Annotated in this window: 13 protein-coding genes; 6 read left to right on the top strand and 7 right to left on the bottom strand. The window is 72.4% G+C overall.

Features of this window, described 5'->3' with window-relative positions; genetic code table 11:
• The first annotated feature begins 15 nt into the window (after positions 1-15).
• Positions 16-1,863: a dihydroxy-acid dehydratase gene (ilvD, locus tag ACQUFX_RS18130; protein WP_428961528.1), complete on the top strand. Its 1,848-nt coding sequence runs from the start codon at positions 16-18 to the stop codon at positions 1,861-1,863.
• Positions 1,864-1,972: 109 nt separating this feature from the next.
• Here ilvD and ACQUFX_RS18135 read toward each other — a convergent pair whose 3' ends face one another.
• The 3 genes from ACQUFX_RS18135 to ACQUFX_RS18145 all read right to left on the bottom strand — a co-directional run bounded on the left by ACQUFX_RS18135 (position 1,973) and on the right by ACQUFX_RS18145 (position 4,088).
• Positions 1,973-3,151, bottom strand: coding sequence for a MalY/PatB family protein (locus ACQUFX_RS18135; protein ID WP_428961529.1), 1,179 nt, complete (start codon positions 3,149-3,151; stop codon positions 1,973-1,975).
• Between the two features lie 80 nt (positions 3,152-3,231).
• Positions 3,232-3,648, bottom strand: coding sequence for a VOC family protein (locus tag ACQUFX_RS18140; protein WP_083978213.1), 417 nt, complete (start codon positions 3,646-3,648; stop codon positions 3,232-3,234).
• A 35-nt stretch (positions 3,649-3,683) separates the two neighbouring features.
• The gene (locus tag ACQUFX_RS18145; RefSeq protein ID WP_428961530.1) at positions 3,684-4,088 is read right to left on the bottom strand and encodes a helix-turn-helix domain-containing protein; all 405 of its coding nucleotides are present in this window, start codon (positions 4,086-4,088) and stop codon (positions 3,684-3,686) included.
• A gap of 430 nt (positions 4,089-4,518) precedes the next feature.
• On the opposite strand from ACQUFX_RS18145, the gene ACQUFX_RS18150 reads away from it, so the two are divergent.
• A complete protein-coding gene (locus ACQUFX_RS18150; RefSeq protein WP_428961531.1) occupies positions 4,519-6,477 on the top strand; it encodes a hypothetical protein in 1,959 nt (652 codons plus the stop codon).
• Positions 6,474-8,024 (top strand): ABC transporter substrate-binding protein, encoded by a 1,551-nt coding sequence (locus ACQUFX_RS18155; RefSeq protein ID WP_428961532.1) that lies wholly within the window; start codon positions 6,474-6,476, stop codon positions 8,022-8,024. Before ACQUFX_RS18150 ends, ACQUFX_RS18155 begins: the two co-directional genes overlap by 4 nt.
• Before the next feature lie 92 nt (positions 8,025-8,116).
• Here the strand turns inward: ACQUFX_RS18155 and pglZ are convergent, their stop codons facing one another.
• The 4 genes from pglZ to ACQUFX_RS18175 form a co-directional block, all read right to left on the bottom strand.
• Entirely contained in the window at positions 8,117-10,963 is a 2,847-nt protein-coding gene (gene pglZ, locus ACQUFX_RS18160) for a BREX-2 system phosphatase PglZ (protein WP_428961533.1), read from the bottom strand.
• Positions 10,933-14,643, bottom strand: a complete 3,711-nt coding sequence (locus ACQUFX_RS18165; RefSeq protein WP_428961534.1) for a phage resistance protein — start codon at positions 14,641-14,643, stop codon at positions 10,933-10,935. Before ACQUFX_RS18165 ends, pglZ begins: the two co-directional genes overlap by 31 nt.
• 246 nt (positions 14,644-14,889) lie before the next feature.
• A complete protein-coding gene (locus ACQUFX_RS18170; protein WP_428961535.1) occupies positions 14,890-15,603 on the bottom strand; it encodes a hypothetical protein in 714 nt (237 codons plus the stop codon).
• Entirely contained in the window at positions 15,600-15,851 is a 252-nt protein-coding gene (locus ACQUFX_RS18175) for a hypothetical protein (protein ID WP_428961536.1), read from the bottom strand. The genes ACQUFX_RS18170 and ACQUFX_RS18175 overlap by 4 nt, the downstream gene beginning before the upstream one ends.
• A gap of 373 nt (positions 15,852-16,224) precedes the next feature.
• Here ACQUFX_RS18175 and ACQUFX_RS18180 point away from each other — a divergent pair, with 373 nt between their 5' ends.
• From ACQUFX_RS18180 to ACQUFX_RS18190, 3 genes are all read left to right on the top strand, one after another.
• A complete protein-coding gene (locus ACQUFX_RS18180; protein WP_428961537.1) occupies positions 16,225-17,109 on the top strand; it encodes a helix-turn-helix domain-containing protein in 885 nt (294 codons plus the stop codon).
• Positions 17,102-17,296, top strand: a complete 195-nt coding sequence (locus tag ACQUFX_RS18185) for a DUF397 domain-containing protein (protein WP_428961538.1) — start codon at positions 17,102-17,104, stop codon at positions 17,294-17,296. Before ACQUFX_RS18180 ends, ACQUFX_RS18185 begins: the two co-directional genes overlap by 8 nt.
• A gap of 204 nt (positions 17,297-17,500) precedes the next feature.
• Positions 17,501-17,764: a hypothetical protein gene (locus tag ACQUFX_RS18190; RefSeq protein WP_428961539.1), complete on the top strand. Its 264-nt coding sequence runs from the start codon at positions 17,501-17,503 to the stop codon at positions 17,762-17,764.
• Positions 17,765-17,769: the final 5 nt, after the last annotated feature.

Below are 17,769 nucleotides of genomic sequence, written 5' to 3' on the forward strand. Positions count from 1 at the left end.
GACAGACTGGGAGCCATGCCTGAGCTGCGGTCGAAGACCTCCACGCACGGTCGGACGATGGCCGGCGCCCGGGCCCTCTGGCGGGCCACCGGGATGACCGACGACGACTTCGGCAAGCCGATCGTCGCCATCGCCAACAGTTTCACCCAGTTCGTACCCGGTCACGTACACCTCAAGGACCTCGGCGGTCTGGTCGCCGACGCGGTCGCCGAGGCCGGCGGGGTGGGCCGGGAGTTCAACACGATCGCGGTCGACGACGGCATCGCCATGGGCCACGGCGGCATGCTCTACTCCCTGCCCAGCCGGGAGTTGATCGCCGACGCGGTGGAGTACATGGTCAACGCGCACTGCGCCGACGCCCTGGTCTGCATCTCCAACTGCGACAAGATCACCCCGGGGATGCTGCTGGCCGCGCTGCGGCTGAACATCCCCACCGTCTTCGTCTCCGGCGGGCCGATGGAGGCCGGCAAGACGGTGGCGATCGAGGGGATCGTGCACTCCAAGATCGACCTGATCGACGCCATGATCGCCTCCTCCAACGAGGCGGTCACCGACGACCAGCTCGGGGAGATCGAGCGCTCCGCCTGCCCCACCTGCGGCTCCTGCTCCGGCATGTTCACCGCCAACTCGATGAACTGCCTCACCGAGGCGATCGGGCTGGCGCTGCCGGGCAACGGGTCGACGCTGGCCACCCACGCCGCCCGCAAGGCGCTCTTCGGCGAGGCCGGCCGCACCGTCGTGGAGATCGCCAAGCGGTGGTACGACCAGGACGACGCCTCGGTGCTGCCCCGCGCCATCGCCAACCGCTCCGCCTTCGAGAACGCGGTCGCGCTGGACGTGGCGATGGGCGGTTCGACCAACACGATCCTGCACCTGCTCGCCGCCGCCCGGGAGGCCGAGCTGGACTTCCACGTCGCCGACATCGACGCCATCTCCCGTCGGGTGCCCTGCCTGTCCAAGGTCGCCCCGAACTCGCCGCAGTACCACATGGAGGACGTGCACCGGGCCGGCGGCATCCCGGCCATCCTCGGCGAGCTGGACCGGGCCGGGCTGCTGCACCGGGACGTGCACTCCGTGCACTCCCCCACCCTCGACCGGTGGCTGGCCGACTGGGACGTGCGCGGCGGCAGCGCCACCGCCGAGGCCGTGGAGCTGTTCCACGCCGCCCCCGGCGGGGTCCGCACCACCGAGCCCTTCTCCACCACCAACCGCTGGTCGTCGCTGGACACCGACGCGGCCGGCGGCTGCATCCGGGACGCCGAGCACGCGTACAGCGCCGACGGCGGGCTGGCCATCCTGCACGGCAACCTCGCCCCGGACGGCTGCGTGGTCAAGACCGCCGGGGTGCCCGAGGAGTGCCTGACCTTCCGGGGCCCGGCCAAGGTGTACGAGTCGCAGGACGACGCGGTCACCGCCATCCTGGCCAAGGAGATCGTCGCCGGGGACGTGGTGGTCATCCGGTACGAGGGCCCGAAGGGCGGCCCCGGCATGCAGGAGATGCTGTACCCCACCTCGTTCCTCAAGGGACGGGGGCTGGGCCGCTCCTGCGCGCTGCTCACCGACGGCCGGTTCTCCGGCGGCACCTCCGGGCTCTCCATCGGACACGTCTCCCCCGAGGCCGCCTCCGGTGGGCTGATCGCCCTGGTCGAGCCGGGTGACGAGGTCGTCATCGACATCCCGGGCCGCTCGATCGAGTTGAACGTCCCCGCCGACGTGCTGGAGGCCCGCCGGATCGCCCAGGAGAAGCGGGACCGCCCGTACACCCCGGTCGACCGGCAGCGCCCGGTCTCGGCGGCGCTGCGCGCGTACGCCTCGATGGCCACCTCGGCCAGCGACGGCGCGTACCGCCGCGTCCCCGAGTAGGTGTAAGGAGGGGCCCCTTCTTAACCTCTACGGTCGAGAAGGGGCCCCTTCTCACACCCTGGCCGGGCCGGCACCGGCGGAGCCCGGCGGCCCTCGACCGGTACTCCGGTCAGGTCACGGCGGCGGCCATCCGGCGTACCGCCTCGGTGATGATCTCGGGGGCGGTGGCCAGGTTGAGCCGCACGTGACCCGCGCCGCCGGTACCGAAGGTCGGGCCGGGGTTGAGCGCCACCCGGCCACGGTCGAGGAAGACGGCGGCCGGGTCGTCGCCCAGCCCCAGGGCACGGCAGTCGAGCCAGGCGAGGTAGGTCGCCTGACCGGGCCGGTACCGGATGGCCGGCAGGTGCTCGGCGAGCAGCTCGGCCAGGAGCCGGCGGTTGTCGTCCAGCCCGGACAGCAGGGCGTCCAGCCACCGCCCGCCGTCGCGGTAGGCGGCGGTCTGGGCGATCACACCGAGGTGACTGGTACTTTCGCTGACCTCGAACGGCACCCGGGCCAGGTCGGCGGCGGCGGCCGGGCCGGCGAGGGCGAGCGCACCGCGCAGGGCGGCCAGGTTCCACCCCTTGGAAGCGGACATCAGCGACAGGCCGTCCTCCGTGCCGGGCACCGAGAGGTACGGCACGAAGCGCGCGTCCCGGGCCACCACCGGAGCGTGGATCTCGTCGGCGACCACCCGCACCCCGTACCGCCCGGCCAGCTCGGCGACGGCGGCCAACTCGTCGGCGGTGTGCAGGGTGCCGGTCGGGTTGTGCGGACTGCACAGCAGGTACGCTGCCGCCCGCCCACCAACACGGGCCTGCCGGAACACGTCCCGCAGCCGGTCGAGGTCGAGCCGCAGGTCCGCGCCGAGCGGCGCCTCCAGGATGCGCCGGCCGGCGTGCGCCACGAAGGTGTAGAACGGCGGATAGACCGGACAGTTGACCACGACCGCGTCGCCGGGCCCGGTGACCAGCCGCACGGCCTCGACGACGCCGTGCATCACGTCGGGCATCAGCGCGGTGCGGTCCACGGCCAGCCCGTCCCACCCCCACCGGGTGCGGGCGAACTCCGCCAACGCCCGTGGGTACGCCCCACCGGCGACGTACCCGGTGTCACCGAGCGCGACCGCCTCGGTGATCGCCCGCGTGACCGGCTCGGCCAGCGGCACGTCCATCTCCGCCACGAAGAGCGGCAGGACGTCGTCGGGGTACTCCCGCCACTTGTGGCTGGTCCGCCGCCGGAGCTGGTCGAGGGAGAGCTGACGGAGCGGATTCCCGCCGTCCCGGGAACCCTGCGGCACACCACCCATGTCCCACGTTCTACCCTGCCCGGCGCTCCGGGCCGCCGCAGGGTGGTCGGGATGCCGGGCAGGGTCCCCGTACCCGGTCCTCAGCCCTGGTCGAACATCTGCCCGATCCGGATCTTGTTGCCGAACGGGTCACGGATGCCGAAGTCGATCCCGTACGGCTGTTCCGTCGGCCCGTCGGTCACCTCGACGCCCTTGGCGACCAGGTCCTCGTACGTCTTGTGGGCGTCGTCGGTGGTCATGAACAGGAAGCCGCCGGCGGCCCCCTTGGTGAGCAGCTCACGGACCTGCTCGGCGGTGGCCGGGTCGAGGCTGGGCGGGCCGGGCTTCTCCAGCAGGATCTCGCGCGTGTCGCCGGGCAGGTTGACCGTGAGCCAGCGCATGAAGCCGAGATCCTGGTCCAGGCTCACCTCCAGGCCGAGCTTGCCGACGTAGAAGTCGAGCGCCTCGTCCTGGTCGAGGACGAAGAGCTGGGAGCGGCTGATCATGTTCATCGTCATGACCGACACGCTAGAACAGGTCTGTGACCTGCTGCTTATCCAAAACTGCTCGGGCGGGTCCAGGCCTTGGTGAAGCAGCTCGGCACGGGCGCGGCAGGTACCGTCCGCCGCTGGCGGTACCCGGTGGGCGACTCGCCGACGATCTGCCGGAAGGTACGGCTGAACGTGCCGAGGCTGTTGAAGCCGACCGCGTGACACACCTCGGTCACGTCCTGCCCGGTGTGCAGCAGCAGGTACATGGCCCGTTCCACCCGACGCCGCTGAAGGTACCGGTGCGGCGTCTCGCCGAAGGTGGCCCGGAAGGTCCGGATGAAGTGGTACTCCGAGACGTGGGCGACCCGCGCCAGGCCCGGGACGTCGAGCGGATCCGCGTACGCCCGGTCCATCACGTCCCTGGCCCGCAACATCGCCCGGTTCATCTGCTCGACAGCCCTGCTCATCCGGCCATTGTGCCAACGCGCCCCGTCGAACACCCGCGCTGTGGCCCACCTGACCACCGGGGTCTGTGTGCCGGTGGGGAAGTGCCGGCCGAGCGGCTGCGAGCGACCCTGTCCATCGAGCGTCGCGTCAACCCGAACCACAAACACCTGGTCGTGGTGGAGACAATCAGCGCGGACACGCGTCCGCGCCGGTCCCACCGTAGCCGTGGGCGCGGGCGTGAGACCTTCCACCACTGGGGCGATTCTCGGGCCGGCAGCGGGACACTCGGGCCACAGCAGGGCAAGCCCTTCGCGCTTGCCGGAATCGCAACAGCCGCCGGAATGTAGGGAATCTGTCACCGTAGGTGTCCTCGATCCGGCTGACCGGGCCGCCCGCCGGGGCGAACCATGGTCGGACCAGTCAGCGGAGGCGGCTGCGGGGGGAGGCACCATGACCATCTTCGGCCGGCGGCACGCCGTGGGGCTGGTCCGCGAGGTGATGACCTGCCCGCAGGACGGCCCGGCCCCACCGGTGCTGGTCTTCGAGGGGGGCCGGGGCAGCGGGAAGAGCGCGCTGCTCGACGGGGTGGCCGGGCTGCTCGACGGGCGGGTGCCGTACGCCCACATCGACCTGGGCACGCAGGGCCGGCCGGGCACCCCCGAGGTGCTGTACGCGCTCGCCTTCCACCTCGGCCGGCCCTGCCCGCTCTACGGCACGCTGCGCTTCCCCCGCCTCGCCGTCGGCAAGCTGGTCATGGACGACACCACCCTCGACCTGCACGACCGGGACGCGGCCCGCCGGCAGATCAACGACCTGCTCCGCGCGCACCGGGGCATCGACCAGATGGTCACCACGCTGCGCGAGGGCGCCGGCACCCTGCCGGCCGGGCTGCCCGCCAGCGTGCAGACCCCGCTCGGCCTGGCCGCCCGGTTCCTGGCCGCCGCCCTCGGCCGGCTCGCCCGGTGGACGTGGAGCAGCCGGTTCGTGCTGGGCCGGGCCCAGAAGTGGTACGGCGCGCAGGGCAGCACCCACCGCCGACCGCCGGTCGAGACGCTGATCGAGCTGAACCAGTGGCACCGCCGGCCCAACCTGGGCACCAACGCCCGCCAGCGCGACGACCTGCTCTGGGCGGCGTTCCGCGCCGACCTCACCGCCGGCCTGGGGCGACGCCGGCACCGGTCGTGGATGCCCCGGTGCGTGGTCCTGCTCGACAACGCCGACACCCGGCTCGGCCGCAACTTCCTCACCGAACTGGTCCGGCTGCGCGCCGGCGGCGCGCACGACCCGCTGGCCGTGGTGGCCACCGCCCGGGAACCGTTCCTGGACCACCTGCCCGCCGCCGAGCAGCGCACCCTGGCCCCCGACGAGCCGCTGGCGCTGGCCCGCGCCGGGCCGGACGGTCGCCAGTGGCCCCGGTGGGTCCGGTACCCGCTGCCCGGCCTCACCGAGGAGGACAGCACCCGGAAGGTGACCGCCGACCATCCCCGGCTGGACCACCGGATCCCGCTGCTCGTCCAGCAGTTCGCGCAGGGCAACCCGCTGGCCGTCGGGCTGCTGCTGGAGGCCGCCGACGAGGTGCCGTCCTGGCCGGCCGGCGGGAACGAACTGGGGCTGGTGCTCGCCCGCCTGGAGCCGCCACCGCCGGACGACACCGACCGGGTGCAGTGCACCATCGCCGAACGGCTCTGCCGGCACCTGCTCGGCCGCGACGACCGCGACCCGTTCCCCGACGACGAGGTCGAGACGCTCACCACCTGCGCCGCCGCCCGGACCGGGGAGCAGGCCCTGACCCTCGCCGTGGGCAGCGGGCTGCTCACCCCCGACGGTTACACCGGGGAGCTGAGCACCCTGCTCGCCGGCCTCTGGCCCACCACCCCGGACGACGCCCCGCCGCCCCTGCGCCGGCTGTTGCTGCGCCGGCTCGCCGCCCGCCCGGCCGACGCGGAGACGGGCTGGCGGGCGGTGCACGAACGGCTCCGGCGCGAGTGCGCCGAACGCGCCGACCGCACCGGCGAGCTGTACCACGCGCTGGCCCTCGGCGAGCTGGGCCGGGTCGCCGGGTACTTCACCGAGCGGGCCGGCGTGGACCCGGCGCGGGAGTGGCTGGCCACCCTCCACGAGGTGGTCCAGGCCCCGACGAACCTGGACCACCCGGTGCCGCCGGCCGACGAGGCGCACCGCCTGGCCCGGGCCACCGGCGCCGACCCGGACAGCCGGCTCGGCCGGATCACCCGGCTCGTCGCCGCGCTGTGGCTCGCCGCCGACCCGTTCACCGGCCGGCACCGGGCCGACCTGCACGACGGCATCAAGCGTGACTACCGGGCGATCGCCCTCCAGTTCCACGACGACCAGTCCCGGCTGGTCGCCGAGGCCACCACGCACCGGGTACGGGCGGAACAATGGCGGTGAACAGCAGGGCCGGCAGCAGTCCGGTCGCCGACGTACCCCCGGACCACCTCGCCCCGCGCGTGCCCCGGACGCGGACCGTGCTGCGCCGCTGTGCCGTGGTGCTCTCCGTGGTCGTGCTGGTCGCCGCCGGGGCGGCGGTGGTGCACCGGGTCGCCGTCTCGTGCGGCCCCGTCCGGTCCGGTTTGACCCGGGTGGACGGCGAGTGCGTCGGGGTGCTGACCGACGTGGGCGGTCACGCGTTCAGCGACGACCTGCGGTCGGTGCAGGACGCGATCGACCGGGAGAACGCCTGGGTCGACGCGCAGTACCGGGCGGACCCCGGCGGCAACCGGTACGTCCGGGTGGCGCTGTTCTCCCCGATGACCGCGACCGCGCACAGCTTCATGACCGCCGACCAGGTCCGGCACACCGTGCAGGGTGCCTACGTGGCGCAGCGACGCGCCAACCACACCCCGGACTTCGACGACCCCCGACCGCTGGTCCAGCTCGTGCTCGCCAACCCCGGCAGCCGGCAGGCGCAGTGGCCCCGGGTGGTGCGGGCGCTGGAGCGGATGACCGACGACCGGCACCCGCTGGTCGCCGTCATCGGCATGGGGACCAGCATCACCGCCACCCGGGACGCCGCCCGGTACCTCTCCGCCTCCGCGACCGACCTGCCGATGGTGGCCGGGGTCGCCACCACCGACGAGTTCCGCGACATCACCGGCTTCGTCCGCACCTCGCCCAGCAACACCGACTACGTCCGGGCCCTCGCCGACTACCTGGCCGGTCACCGGGAACTGCGCACCGGCATGCTGGTCTACGACGACTCCGAACCGGACCTGTACGTCCGGGACCTGCGCTCGGCGTACGAGCGGCACCTGCGCCGGTACCTGACCGTGCCCGCCAAGTCGTACTTCGGCGCGGCCGACCCGGAGAACCGTACCCAGCTCTTCGCCACCATCCAGGACAGCGTCTGCAACGCCCCCCGACCCGACCTGATCCTGTACGCCGGCCGCGCCCTGGACCTGGACGACTTCGTCCGCTCCCTGGCGCTGCGCGGCTGCCGGGACCCGATCTCGATCCTGGTCGGCGCGACCGGCCTGAGCCCGCTGGAGGACCTCACCCCCGCCCTGGTCGAGGGCAGGATCACCATCGTGAACGCCGCCGCCGGCCACCCGTCCTGGTTCACCGCCGACAGCCACCCGCCCGGCTCGGTGCCCGACGGGCTGCCGCCGTTCCTGGCGGCGTTCCGCGCCGAGAAGTTCGGCGAGCCCGGCGCCCTCGCCGACGGGTACGGCCCGACCCACCACGACGCCATGGCCACCGCCGTCATGGCGATCCGCGCCGTCGCCCCCGGCCTGCCCCGCGACGAGGTACCCCGGGCGGGCAACGTCCGTGGCCAGTTGATGAACCTCAACAACAGCAGCACCGTCCCCGGGGCCGGGGGCACCCTCACCTTCACCACCGACCGGAGGGCCGACCCGATCGGCAAGTGGGTACCGATCACCGTGATCCCGCCGGCGGCGGACCCGCCGGCCCGCCGCCCGTACGTCACCACCGGCTGACCGGGGGCTGCGGCCGCGCAGTCAGCAGGCGGGTGCGGCTCCCCGGCGCAGGGCGTCGATGATGTCCCGGCGGCGGGGGCTGACCTGGGCGGTCACTGCCGATCCAGGCCGAACTGCTCGATGAGCAGTGGAATGTCGAGTTTCGCGGTCCATCCGTCGGGGTCGAGGCTGAGCACGGGGTATCCCTCCACCTGCAGCAGGCGACGCAGCGCCGTGAAGAGGCCGGTGATCCGGTGCGCGGGAACGCCAGCACGGCTGGCGAGGGTGTCCAGCGTGGCCCGGCCGTTGCCGGCCACCAGCGCGGCGACCAACGCGGCGACCCGATCGTCCGGGATCGGCGCGCGGCTGTCCCGCCGGTCCGCGTAGACGGGGCTGGCGAGCAGGGCGTCGGCCAGCGTCCGCGCCGGGTCGGCTGGCGGCCCGGCAGCGGGCGGGGCCGGTGACACGGCAGCGGACTGAGGCGACGGGACGGCCTGCGCCGCGGCGGTCAACTCGAAGAGACCGACCTCCTGCGCAGGCTGTCGGGGCCGGCGGGTCGACCGGCCGGTGGCACCGCTTCCCGGTCGGCCCACCACAGCCCCGGTCGGCGGACGACCATCGACCGTGGCGTCAGGCTGCGCCGAGTGCGCGCCGGCCGGCGTGGGCCGCAGCGGCTCCCGCCACCACTCGGGGCTGCTGACCGGCGCGCCCGACCAGCCGGGCACTGCGGCCTCGTCGTGGGCGGCGAAGAGCAGCAACGGGATGACCGCCTCGGCTGGGGCGGCACCACCGTGGTAGCCAGCCTTACGCGGCCCGTACCGGATCTCCTCACGCCAGGGCAGGACCACCCGGCCGTCGCCGAGCGCCACGCGGCTTCCGGTGAACAGCAGTTCGCCGTCACCGGCCTCCGTGACGGCGGGGCGCCACCGGTTCTCGCTGGATTCGGCGGGACGCAGGACGGCCTCCGCGCCCCGGTCGACGACGTGACCGTGGTCGGAGAGCAGCACCACCACCCGGTCCTGACTGACGGCGAGCAGGTCGCGCAGCCCGTTGACGGTGTCGGGCCCCCATTCGATGGTGCCCGGGTCGCTCCGGTCCAAGGCGTCGTCGATGGTGTTGATGACCGCCGCGACCATCGGCACGGCGGGATCGCCGAGTGCCTGGGCGACATCGGGTTCCACCGCGAGTCCGGCCGGGGTGCGCAGGTCCGCCTTGTGCAGCAGGACGCTGCCCGGGAACCGGGTCCGGAATGCCTTCGCCTCCGCCGTCCGGTCACCGACCGCGATTCGGCCGGTGAACAGGCTGCAGCGGTTGACCGCGGTGACCGTGGGGAGGGCGGCCAGAACTCCGGTACGGGCCCCGCCGCTGGGCGTCAACTCCGTCCAGGCGCCGTTGCGGCCCAGCGCCTCGGCGATCTCGATGCCGGCTGCCGTACCCATGCCGTCGAGAAGCAGCAGGAGCACCCGCCTGCCGTTGTCGAGGATCGGGCGGACCACCCGGTCGAGCACGTCTTCCACCCGCAGCATCGCGCCGGGTTCCCGCTCGGCGGCGGTGGTGTCCTGGAGCAGTTCGGCGAAGTGCCGGTCGTGCCGGGCCCGCCGGCCGTCGACAACCGCGTGCAACGTCCGGTACGCCTCGGCGACCCGCGCATCGACGTCACCGGCGAAGATGTCCAGCCGGGCGCGGTCCACCCAGCCGGTCTCCCGGACCTGCCGGTGCACCGCCGCCAGCATGGTATCCGGTGCCGGGGTGTCCGGAGCGGCGAGCCAGCGCAGCAGACGGACCGCCATCCGGGCCGTCTCGACCCTTTTGCGGTCGGCCGAGCGGTGTGCCTCGACCTCGGCGAGGCGTTGCTGCGCCTGCTCGATCCGCTGGGCGGTGGTCACCTGCGACCCGGGGTCGGGCAGTGCGAGGCGTACCGCGTCGGCGAAGGCGCGCATCCGTTGGGTGAACCCGACCGGCAGCAGGTCGGAGGCGGCGAGCCGGTGCGTCACGTCGATCTCGGCGGCGATCTCCTCGGCCCGACGCAGCATCCGGTGGGCCTCGTGACATGTCTGGTCGTCGCCGTCGAGCGCGCGGTAGATCCACGCCTCGGCTGCTTCGAGGTACGCGGTGGCCTGGGCCTCGGTGAGCCGAGCACCACCGAAGCGGGGCTCCAGCCGGGTCCGGGCGACGGCTGTCTCCACGTCCGTGGCACTGCCCCCGCCCCGGGGCCAGAGCACACCGGCGAGCAGGCCGAGGGCGATGGCGTCGACGCCGTGCCCGGCCCGGACCGCGGCGACCACCGGTACGGCGACCGGCCCGGCGGCCTCGACGAGGAAGGAGGCGATACCGCCGGCCCACTCGTCGGGCAGGTCGACGAAGCGTAGTTGGGTGCGGGGGTCGGTGCTCCAGTGCAGCAGTCCGGCACCGTCGAGTTCGTCCGGGTCGAGCTTCAGGACCGCCCCGGCGAGGTGCCGCAGTGCGTGATCGCGGGTCAGGATGGTGCCGGCCGGTGGCGGCCAGCCCTCGACCGGTGCCAGGTCGGTGAGCGCGTCGGCGACCCACCGGCCGGTACGCACCAGCGTCGAGTCGAGATCCAGTCGGGTCTGCCCACCGAACGCCTGTCGGACCAGTTCCCACGGGTCGACGCTGCGCCCGGTCTGCATGCTCACGTGGGCGAGCAGGCCGTCACCGAGTTCGGCGTCGGGCAGGTCGGTGAGAAGCACCAGCTTCTCGTCGGCGCGCCGGTCGACGAGGGCGGCCCGGGCCGCGATCGGCGTCGGGCAGGGCACCACCCGAACCGGGGTGTTGCCGACGGTGAGCACCGGCTCGTCGGTCCACTCCGGGCGGGCGAGCAGCACGATGGCGTCGGTGCCGTCCTGCTCGGCCAACCATGATTCGATTTTCCGTCGTACCGCTGCCGGCCGTACGGCGATCCGGGCGAGGCTCACGTCGGCTGCTCCGGCGTGGCGTGCCACCGAAGGGCGACCGACCGACCGGCGACGATCTCGGCCCGGATCTCCTTCGTCAGCCGGGACAACTCCTCCTCGTCGGTGACGACCCGCTCCCGCACGACGACCTGCGGAGGCGTCAGTTTGTCGCCGCCGCCGGTCTTGTCGGGTCGAGGACCAATGACGGGCGGAAGCGGGGGCGGGGGCGGGTCGTCCTCGGCGAGCAGGGCGGCGGCAGCGGCCACCGCCTGGCCGAGCGCCTGGGCGAGGTCGGCCCGATGGTGTTCCTCACCGGCGGCGGCCCGGAGCTGCGTGAGGATCACGCGGGCCCGGTCGTCGTTACCGGCCCGGTGGGCGATCGCCGCCAGCAGCGGCCACTGGGTACCGGCGAGGGCGTTGGTCACCTTCTGCGCCTGCTTGTACACCTGGCTGGCGTACCGCCCGTCGAGGCCGCCGAGGTGATCAGAGCCGTCGGCGACGATGCGTACCAGGACGACGTCGTCGCGCTCGTGGGTGACCTGGGTGAGCAGGTCCGCGACGCGCCGTGCGGTGGCCAGACGTCCCGTCTCGGCAGCCGGGTCCAGGCCCAGCATCGCGGCGTGCTCGACCAGTGCCGCCACGAGGTGGCCGGCGACGGCGGCGTAGGTGGTGGCGACCCGACGCATGGCGCCGGCCAGGGTGCCGAGGTTGGCCGGGTTGCGGAAGATCGGCAGCACCTCGCCGAAGAATGGCTGCCCGAACTGGACCGCGGCCTTCCACTCCTGCTCGGTGGGCATCGGCGGGTGGCGCAGCTCGAACCGGTCCTCCACGCCGCCGACGGCCGCGACGCTGATCTTGCTGCCGTTGTCGTACCAACTGAGCTGCTGTTCCAGGGCGAAGACCGCGATGATCAGGTTCTGCAGGTCGCGGTCGAAGCCGCGTCGTTTCGGCACGTCGAGGAACTCGCGGAGGACGTGGACCGGGAAGTGGTCGCGGTAGTCGCGCTTGGCGGCCTCCTGCAGGAGGTGCTGGCTCCAGTAGCAGGTGCTGATGTCGAGCACGTACCGGTGGTCGACCAGTTCACCGAGGCGCAGCGGGTTGCAGATGCGCTTGAGGATCCGCTGGTCCGTGGCCGACGGCACGGATACGCCGTGCGTGGGGTCGGCGGCGGCCTGCCGGGCGTGGTCGAGCACCTTGCCGAGGTCGGCGCGGCTCAGCGGCTTCTCGTCGACCGGCAGGGCGGGGGTGCCCGGGTACGACCAGTCGAGCAGTTCGGCGGTGAGGTTGCGGAAAGCGTCGGCGAGCGTACCGCCGCGCGGGTCACCGACGCGCAGCCCGTCGGCGAGGGTGTGCAGCACGCCGACCGTGTCGTCCTGCACGTCGGAGGGTTGCGGGTTGGCCGCGCCGTACGCCTGCTTGAGCGCGGTGATCAGGCCCTCGCGCAGTTGGGTCTGCCGCTGCTGCAGGTAGACCCGGCCCTGCTGACGGTCCGCCTTGGGCCAGTCGGCGGCGAGGGTGTTGAGTCGTTCTCCGGCCCCGCCGACCCCCAGCAGGTAATTGATCTTTGCGAGTTGGGCGACCCGCCCCATCATGTCGTCGGTCAGGTAGAGGGGCAGCCAGAAGACGGTGTTGGAGCCTCGCGGCAGCTCCTCGATCCGGGCCCGGTCGGCGCTGCGCGGCAGGTCCTGCGGGTCGAACGGGTAGTCGATGACGATCCGCCAGGACTCGCCGGGGGCGAGCAGCGCGGCGACCGGCATAGAGTCGCGGTCGCGGACGTTGCCGAACTTGACCTGCACGACGTGCCGTCGGCCGCGCCAGTCGCGGGGCTGCTGCAGCTCACCGTGGGTGCCCTCGGCGCCGGAGAGGCCCATCTCGGCGCTGATCAGCTCCCGCAGGAGTTGCTGCCGGACACCGGCCGACGTCTCCCCGTGCGGCACCAGGTCGAGCAGCTTGTCGAAGTCGACGGTGTGCAGCTTGAGCGAGACCACCGGATCGGTGTCGTCGGTCAGGTGCAACTCCCCGGCGTCCTGTTCGATCTTTCGAAGCCGTTGGAGCACGATGGTGTTCTCGTAGCCGGGGATCGGCGAGGCGATCGAGCCGAAGTTCAGCGCGTGCAGCTTGGCGGCGGTCAGGTTGTGCAGCGCCGGCACCTCGGGCACCAGCGCTCCGAGCATGATCGTCTTGACCAGCTTGTCGTCGAGCTGGAACTGGGTGTGCCCGGCCGCCCGCTCCTCGTCGATGCCGTTGAGGGCGAGCAGGATGGGACGCAGCTTGCGCAGGTAGAGGTTGCGGGCGGCCTCGAAGCGCTGGCGCAGCGCGGGCCGGTCGGGCAGCTCGCCGTGCAGCACCAGCGGGTCGAAGAGAGCGGCGACCCCGATCAGGTCGTTCACCTTCAGGGTGTTCCGCCGGTCGACCAGCAGCTCGGTCATCACCTTCAGCGCGGTCCGCTCCCGCTGCAACGCCTGCGACAGCGCGACCAGGGTCGCCACCAGGGCCGGCGAGAAGGGGTAGAGCTGCCGGAACGCGGTGGCGTCCGAGCCGATGCCGGCGTCGCCGTACTGCGCGCCGAGCAGGAGGATGTCCCACACCTCACGGTTGTGCCGCACCGCGGCGAAGGCGTTGTCGATGACCCCCCGGGCCGCCGGGTTGTGCGGATTGAGCAGCCGCTTCTCGGTGATCTCGGGCAGGTTGGTGTCGGCGAGGACGATCTCCCCGAACCGCCCCTGGACGCTGCGCATCACGTGCGCCAGCGCCTCCCGCTCGGTGCCGCCGACCTGCGGGCCGAGGAACTCCTCCAGGTTGCGTTGTCGGGCGACGAAGGAGACCAGGGGCAGGGGCCGGGCCGCGTCCGCCGACTCGACCAGCTTGTTGAGCTTGGCGCCCTCGGTGTTGACGAAGGTGTGGTCGGCGATCCGGCCGGAGAGCCAGAGGATCAGCTCGTCGAGGAAGAGCACGATCGCGTCGTACCCGAGGGCCTTGGCGTGCCGGGTGATGACCGCGAGGCCGGTGTCCAGGTCGAGGTACTCGCCGCTGTGCACCGCGCCGCTGAAGAAGGTCTCGGTGAGTGCGCTGACCAGGGCGTCGCGGTCCTTGGTGCCGGGTGGCTGGGCGGCTGCCTCGGCGTACCGCTGCGGGGTCCAGCCCTCCCGGCGAGCCCGCAGGGCGGCCAGGCCCGCGCCGCCCGCGCCGGGCGCGGACTCCCCGCCACGCAGGGTGGCGAAGAACCTGTCGTCGCCGAGCGTCCGACGCAGGTCGGCCGCGTTCTTTAACAGCGCGTCCGACCGGTGTACGGCGGGCACCGGCGCGTCCGGGTGGACGGCGGTGACGTACCGCAGGTACCCCTCCAGGACGGCCTGCTCGACGGAGCGGGCGTCCAGCATGTGCAGGGTCAACGAGAGGAACGTCCGCCCGGTGAGCCCGGAGTCGGCGGCGGCCACCGGCTCCTCCAGACCCTCGATCCGTCGGGCGTCCGGGTTGTGCGCGAGGATCTCCCGCAGCACCGCCATGAAGTGCGACTTGCCGGAGCCGAAGGAGCCGTGCAGGAAGACCGCCTGGGACCGGCCGGTGATGACGGCGTGCCCGATCTTCCTCAGCGCCTGGGTGAAGTTCTCCCGGAGTTGGTCGGTGACGACGTATCGGCGCAGGTCGGCGCCCTCTGCCGCCTTGACCACGAAGTCACCCTCACCGACCGACGTGGGAATGTCGATCAGGTCACGCAGCAGCGTCACGCCGTTCCTCCAAGCCTCCCCAGGGTGCCCGACACGCTACCCATCGACGTGTTTGTTCGGTAACCGGACTGGTTGGCCGCTATCCGGGCGGTTGGGCGGATCGTCTCGACCATCAGCATCGACCACAGTGGCCGGTTGTGGGAACCGGCCCAGCTCAACGGCATCCGGCAGTCGCGCAGCCCCGAGCCGACCGGCACGGACGAGCGACCGGAGAAGAGTCGGCATGTCGACAGAGACAACCATCGGTCACGTGAGGTGGAGGGCGGTCAAAAGGGTCGGCAGATCGCCGGCCCGGGCGACGAGGCGTACCTCGTCGTCGTCATGCCGGTGCAGGGCGCAGCCGGCGCGGGCGAAGCTGACGGTGACCTCGAGCAGGAGCAGGTCGGCGAGGGAACACAACTCGACCAGCCGGGCGGCCGGGTCGACCGGCTCCGGCTCGGTGCAGCGGCCGAGCAGTACCCGCCACGGCACCCGGTCCTGATCGGCGAGCGCCCGCGCCTCCAGGGCGTGCCGGCGGTCGGCCGGCAGGTCGGGTGACCACGCGCGGGGCAGCACCAGCGGCAGCGGGTCGGGCCCGGTCACGGCGACCCCGACGGCGGCGGCCAGGTCGCGTACCCGGGCGGGAAGGTCGACCACCCAACCGAGCGCGCGATCCCGCCGGGGATCGAGCCGGCCGGGCGTCAGGCGGTGGGAGGCGACGGCCCCGGTGTCGAGGTTGGCCACGGTCAGCACCAGTTCCGCCCGCCGGCGGCCGGACCGGCGGCACTCGTGGCAAGGGGTGGCGATCCGGCCGACGCCCCGGCACAGCTCGCAGTCCCGGTACGCCGGCTGGCCACCGCTGCTCGGCCGGTCGCCGTCGGCCAGGAACCGGTCGCCGTAGTGGGTGCACCGGCAGGGGTCGAACCGGAAGGTCATCCCGTCGCAGCCGGCGCAGACCACGACGGTCGGTGGCGCGGTCACCGCTGCGGCCGGGGTGAGCAGGCGTCGGTGTGGTCGACCCGGCGCACGCAGCGTCGGCCGCCGGGCAGTGGCAGGTCGCAGAAGACCCGATGATGGACGCACTGTTCATCCTCAGCCGAGACCGTGGTCTCGCCCGCGTCCACCTCGGACAGGAAGCTCACCGACCGGGCCAGGGTCCCGGCGAACTGCCGTGCGGCGGCCAGGTCGGCGGCGGTGAAGGCCAGGTGCGCCACGAAACGCCCACTCACCGGGCACCCGCCGACTTGCACCGGCCGCGCGGGGTGAAGAGCAACTCGCGGCAAATTTCAGTACGGGATTCCCAGCTTCTGTCAATTGCGTGTCGACCGGCCTTCGCAGCTCGACGAAGAATTGAGCGCACGTCAGCATCCCTCCCTTTCCGTACCGGTGAGGTCTGGACCCGACTCGCTGGCCAGGCCAGGATGATGAGGGTGCGGCGGTGCCACCGGGGGGATGGCAGACCGCCGCACCAGGGATATCCTGCGGCCCGACGGAGCATCCGACAAACTCCGACAGCCCCTTTTCTTGACTTATTTTCGTGTTACGGACAGGCGTTACAGCGAAGCCGGCGAAGTGTTGCAGAATCGAATGGAGGAATGACCATTGGCTGAGGACATGGGCTCGACGGTGCCCCGACGGCAGCTCGGCCGGGCGCTGCGCCAGTTGCGCACCGAGGCGGGGGCGACGCTCGACGCGGCAGCCGAGGCGTTGGAGTGCAGCCGGCAGAAGGTCTGGCGGATCGAGAGCGGCCTCGGCGCGGTGCGCTCCCTCGACGTGCGGGCGATGTGCCAGCTCTACGACGCCAGCCCGGAGCTGACCGGCGCGTTGATTGGCCTGGCCACCGAGACGAAGGCCAAGGGCTGGTGGCACGCGTACGGCGACGCCATCCCCGACTGGTTCGAGCTGTACGTCGGCCTGGAGTCAGCCGCCTCCCGCCTCCGGTTCTACAAGAACACGCTGGTGCCCGGTCTACTCCAGACCCGCAGGTACGCCCTGGGCATCTACCGCATCGACCAGCCGGAGATGAGCGAGGAGGACCGGGAACAGGCGGTCGCGCTGCGGTTGCAACGGCAGTCCCTGCTGACCCGCCGACTCCCCCGCGCACCCCGGGTGCAGGTGGTGATCTGCGAGTCGGTGCTGCTGCGCCCGGTCGGGGATGCGTCGGTCATGGCCGAGCAACTCCGTCACCTGTTGGAGGTGACCGACCTGCCGAACGTCTCCCTCCGGGTCCTCCCCTTGGCCGCCGGCCCGCACCTCGGTGCCGTAGGTGGCGAGTTCGTCATGCTGGAGTTTCCGCCGGGAAACCGCAATACGCCGGAGCCTGCGGTCGTTTACTGCGAGTCCTGGACCGGCGCGCTCTACCTCGATCGGCCAAACGAGTTCGCGGCCTACGAGAGGGTGTGCACGAGCCTGGGTCAAATCGCCCTTGATGAAGGACAATCGAAGAACATGATCAGCAAGATCCTTGGGGAGGTTCATCATGGCTGACCTGACCGGTGCCCGGTGGCGCAAGAGCAGCCGATCGGGTGGCAACGGTGGGGAGTGCGTGGAGGTGGCCGACAACCTGCCCGGCCTCGTCGCCGTCCGCGACAGCAAGGACCCGACCGGATCCGCCCTCACCTTCACCCCCACCGCCTGGACCACCTTCACCCGTGCCACCCAGCAGCGCGCCTGACTGCCCGTCAGCCACTGACGACTCGACGTCGGCGATGTCGGGGCTTCCCGCGCTCAGGAGACCCCGACATCGCTGACCCGCACCGCCGCCCAGTTTCGGTGACGAGCGACGGGAATAGGGGCTGCAGGCCATGTTCGTCTCCGATAGTGTCCGTCCGACCACGCAGGAGTGACCTCGCTCGCGTTCGTCGGCCGGAGGGGTGGCATGGCCAGCATCGAGGAAATCAAGGCGGCGCTCAGCCAAGCCGCAGAGCAGGGCAACAGCACCGTTCAGCAGATCAGGGCCGCCGCCGAGAGCACCGAGCAGATGTTGTCCCGACTGCGCGCCGTCGCCGCCGGCACCGGACACCCGGCCATCGGCGAGGCCATCGCCCGGGGCGAGCAGAGCAAGCAGAGTCTCGCGGAGGCGATGACCCTGGTGCAGGGCAGCGCGGAGGCGGCCCGCCGCTACATCGGGGTCCTCGGCTGAGGGCC

The sequence above is a fragment of the Micromonospora fluostatini genome, assembly GCF_050410825.1.
GTDB classification, from domain to species: domain Bacteria; phylum Actinomycetota; class Actinomycetes; order Mycobacteriales; family Micromonosporaceae; genus Micromonospora; species Micromonospora rosaria.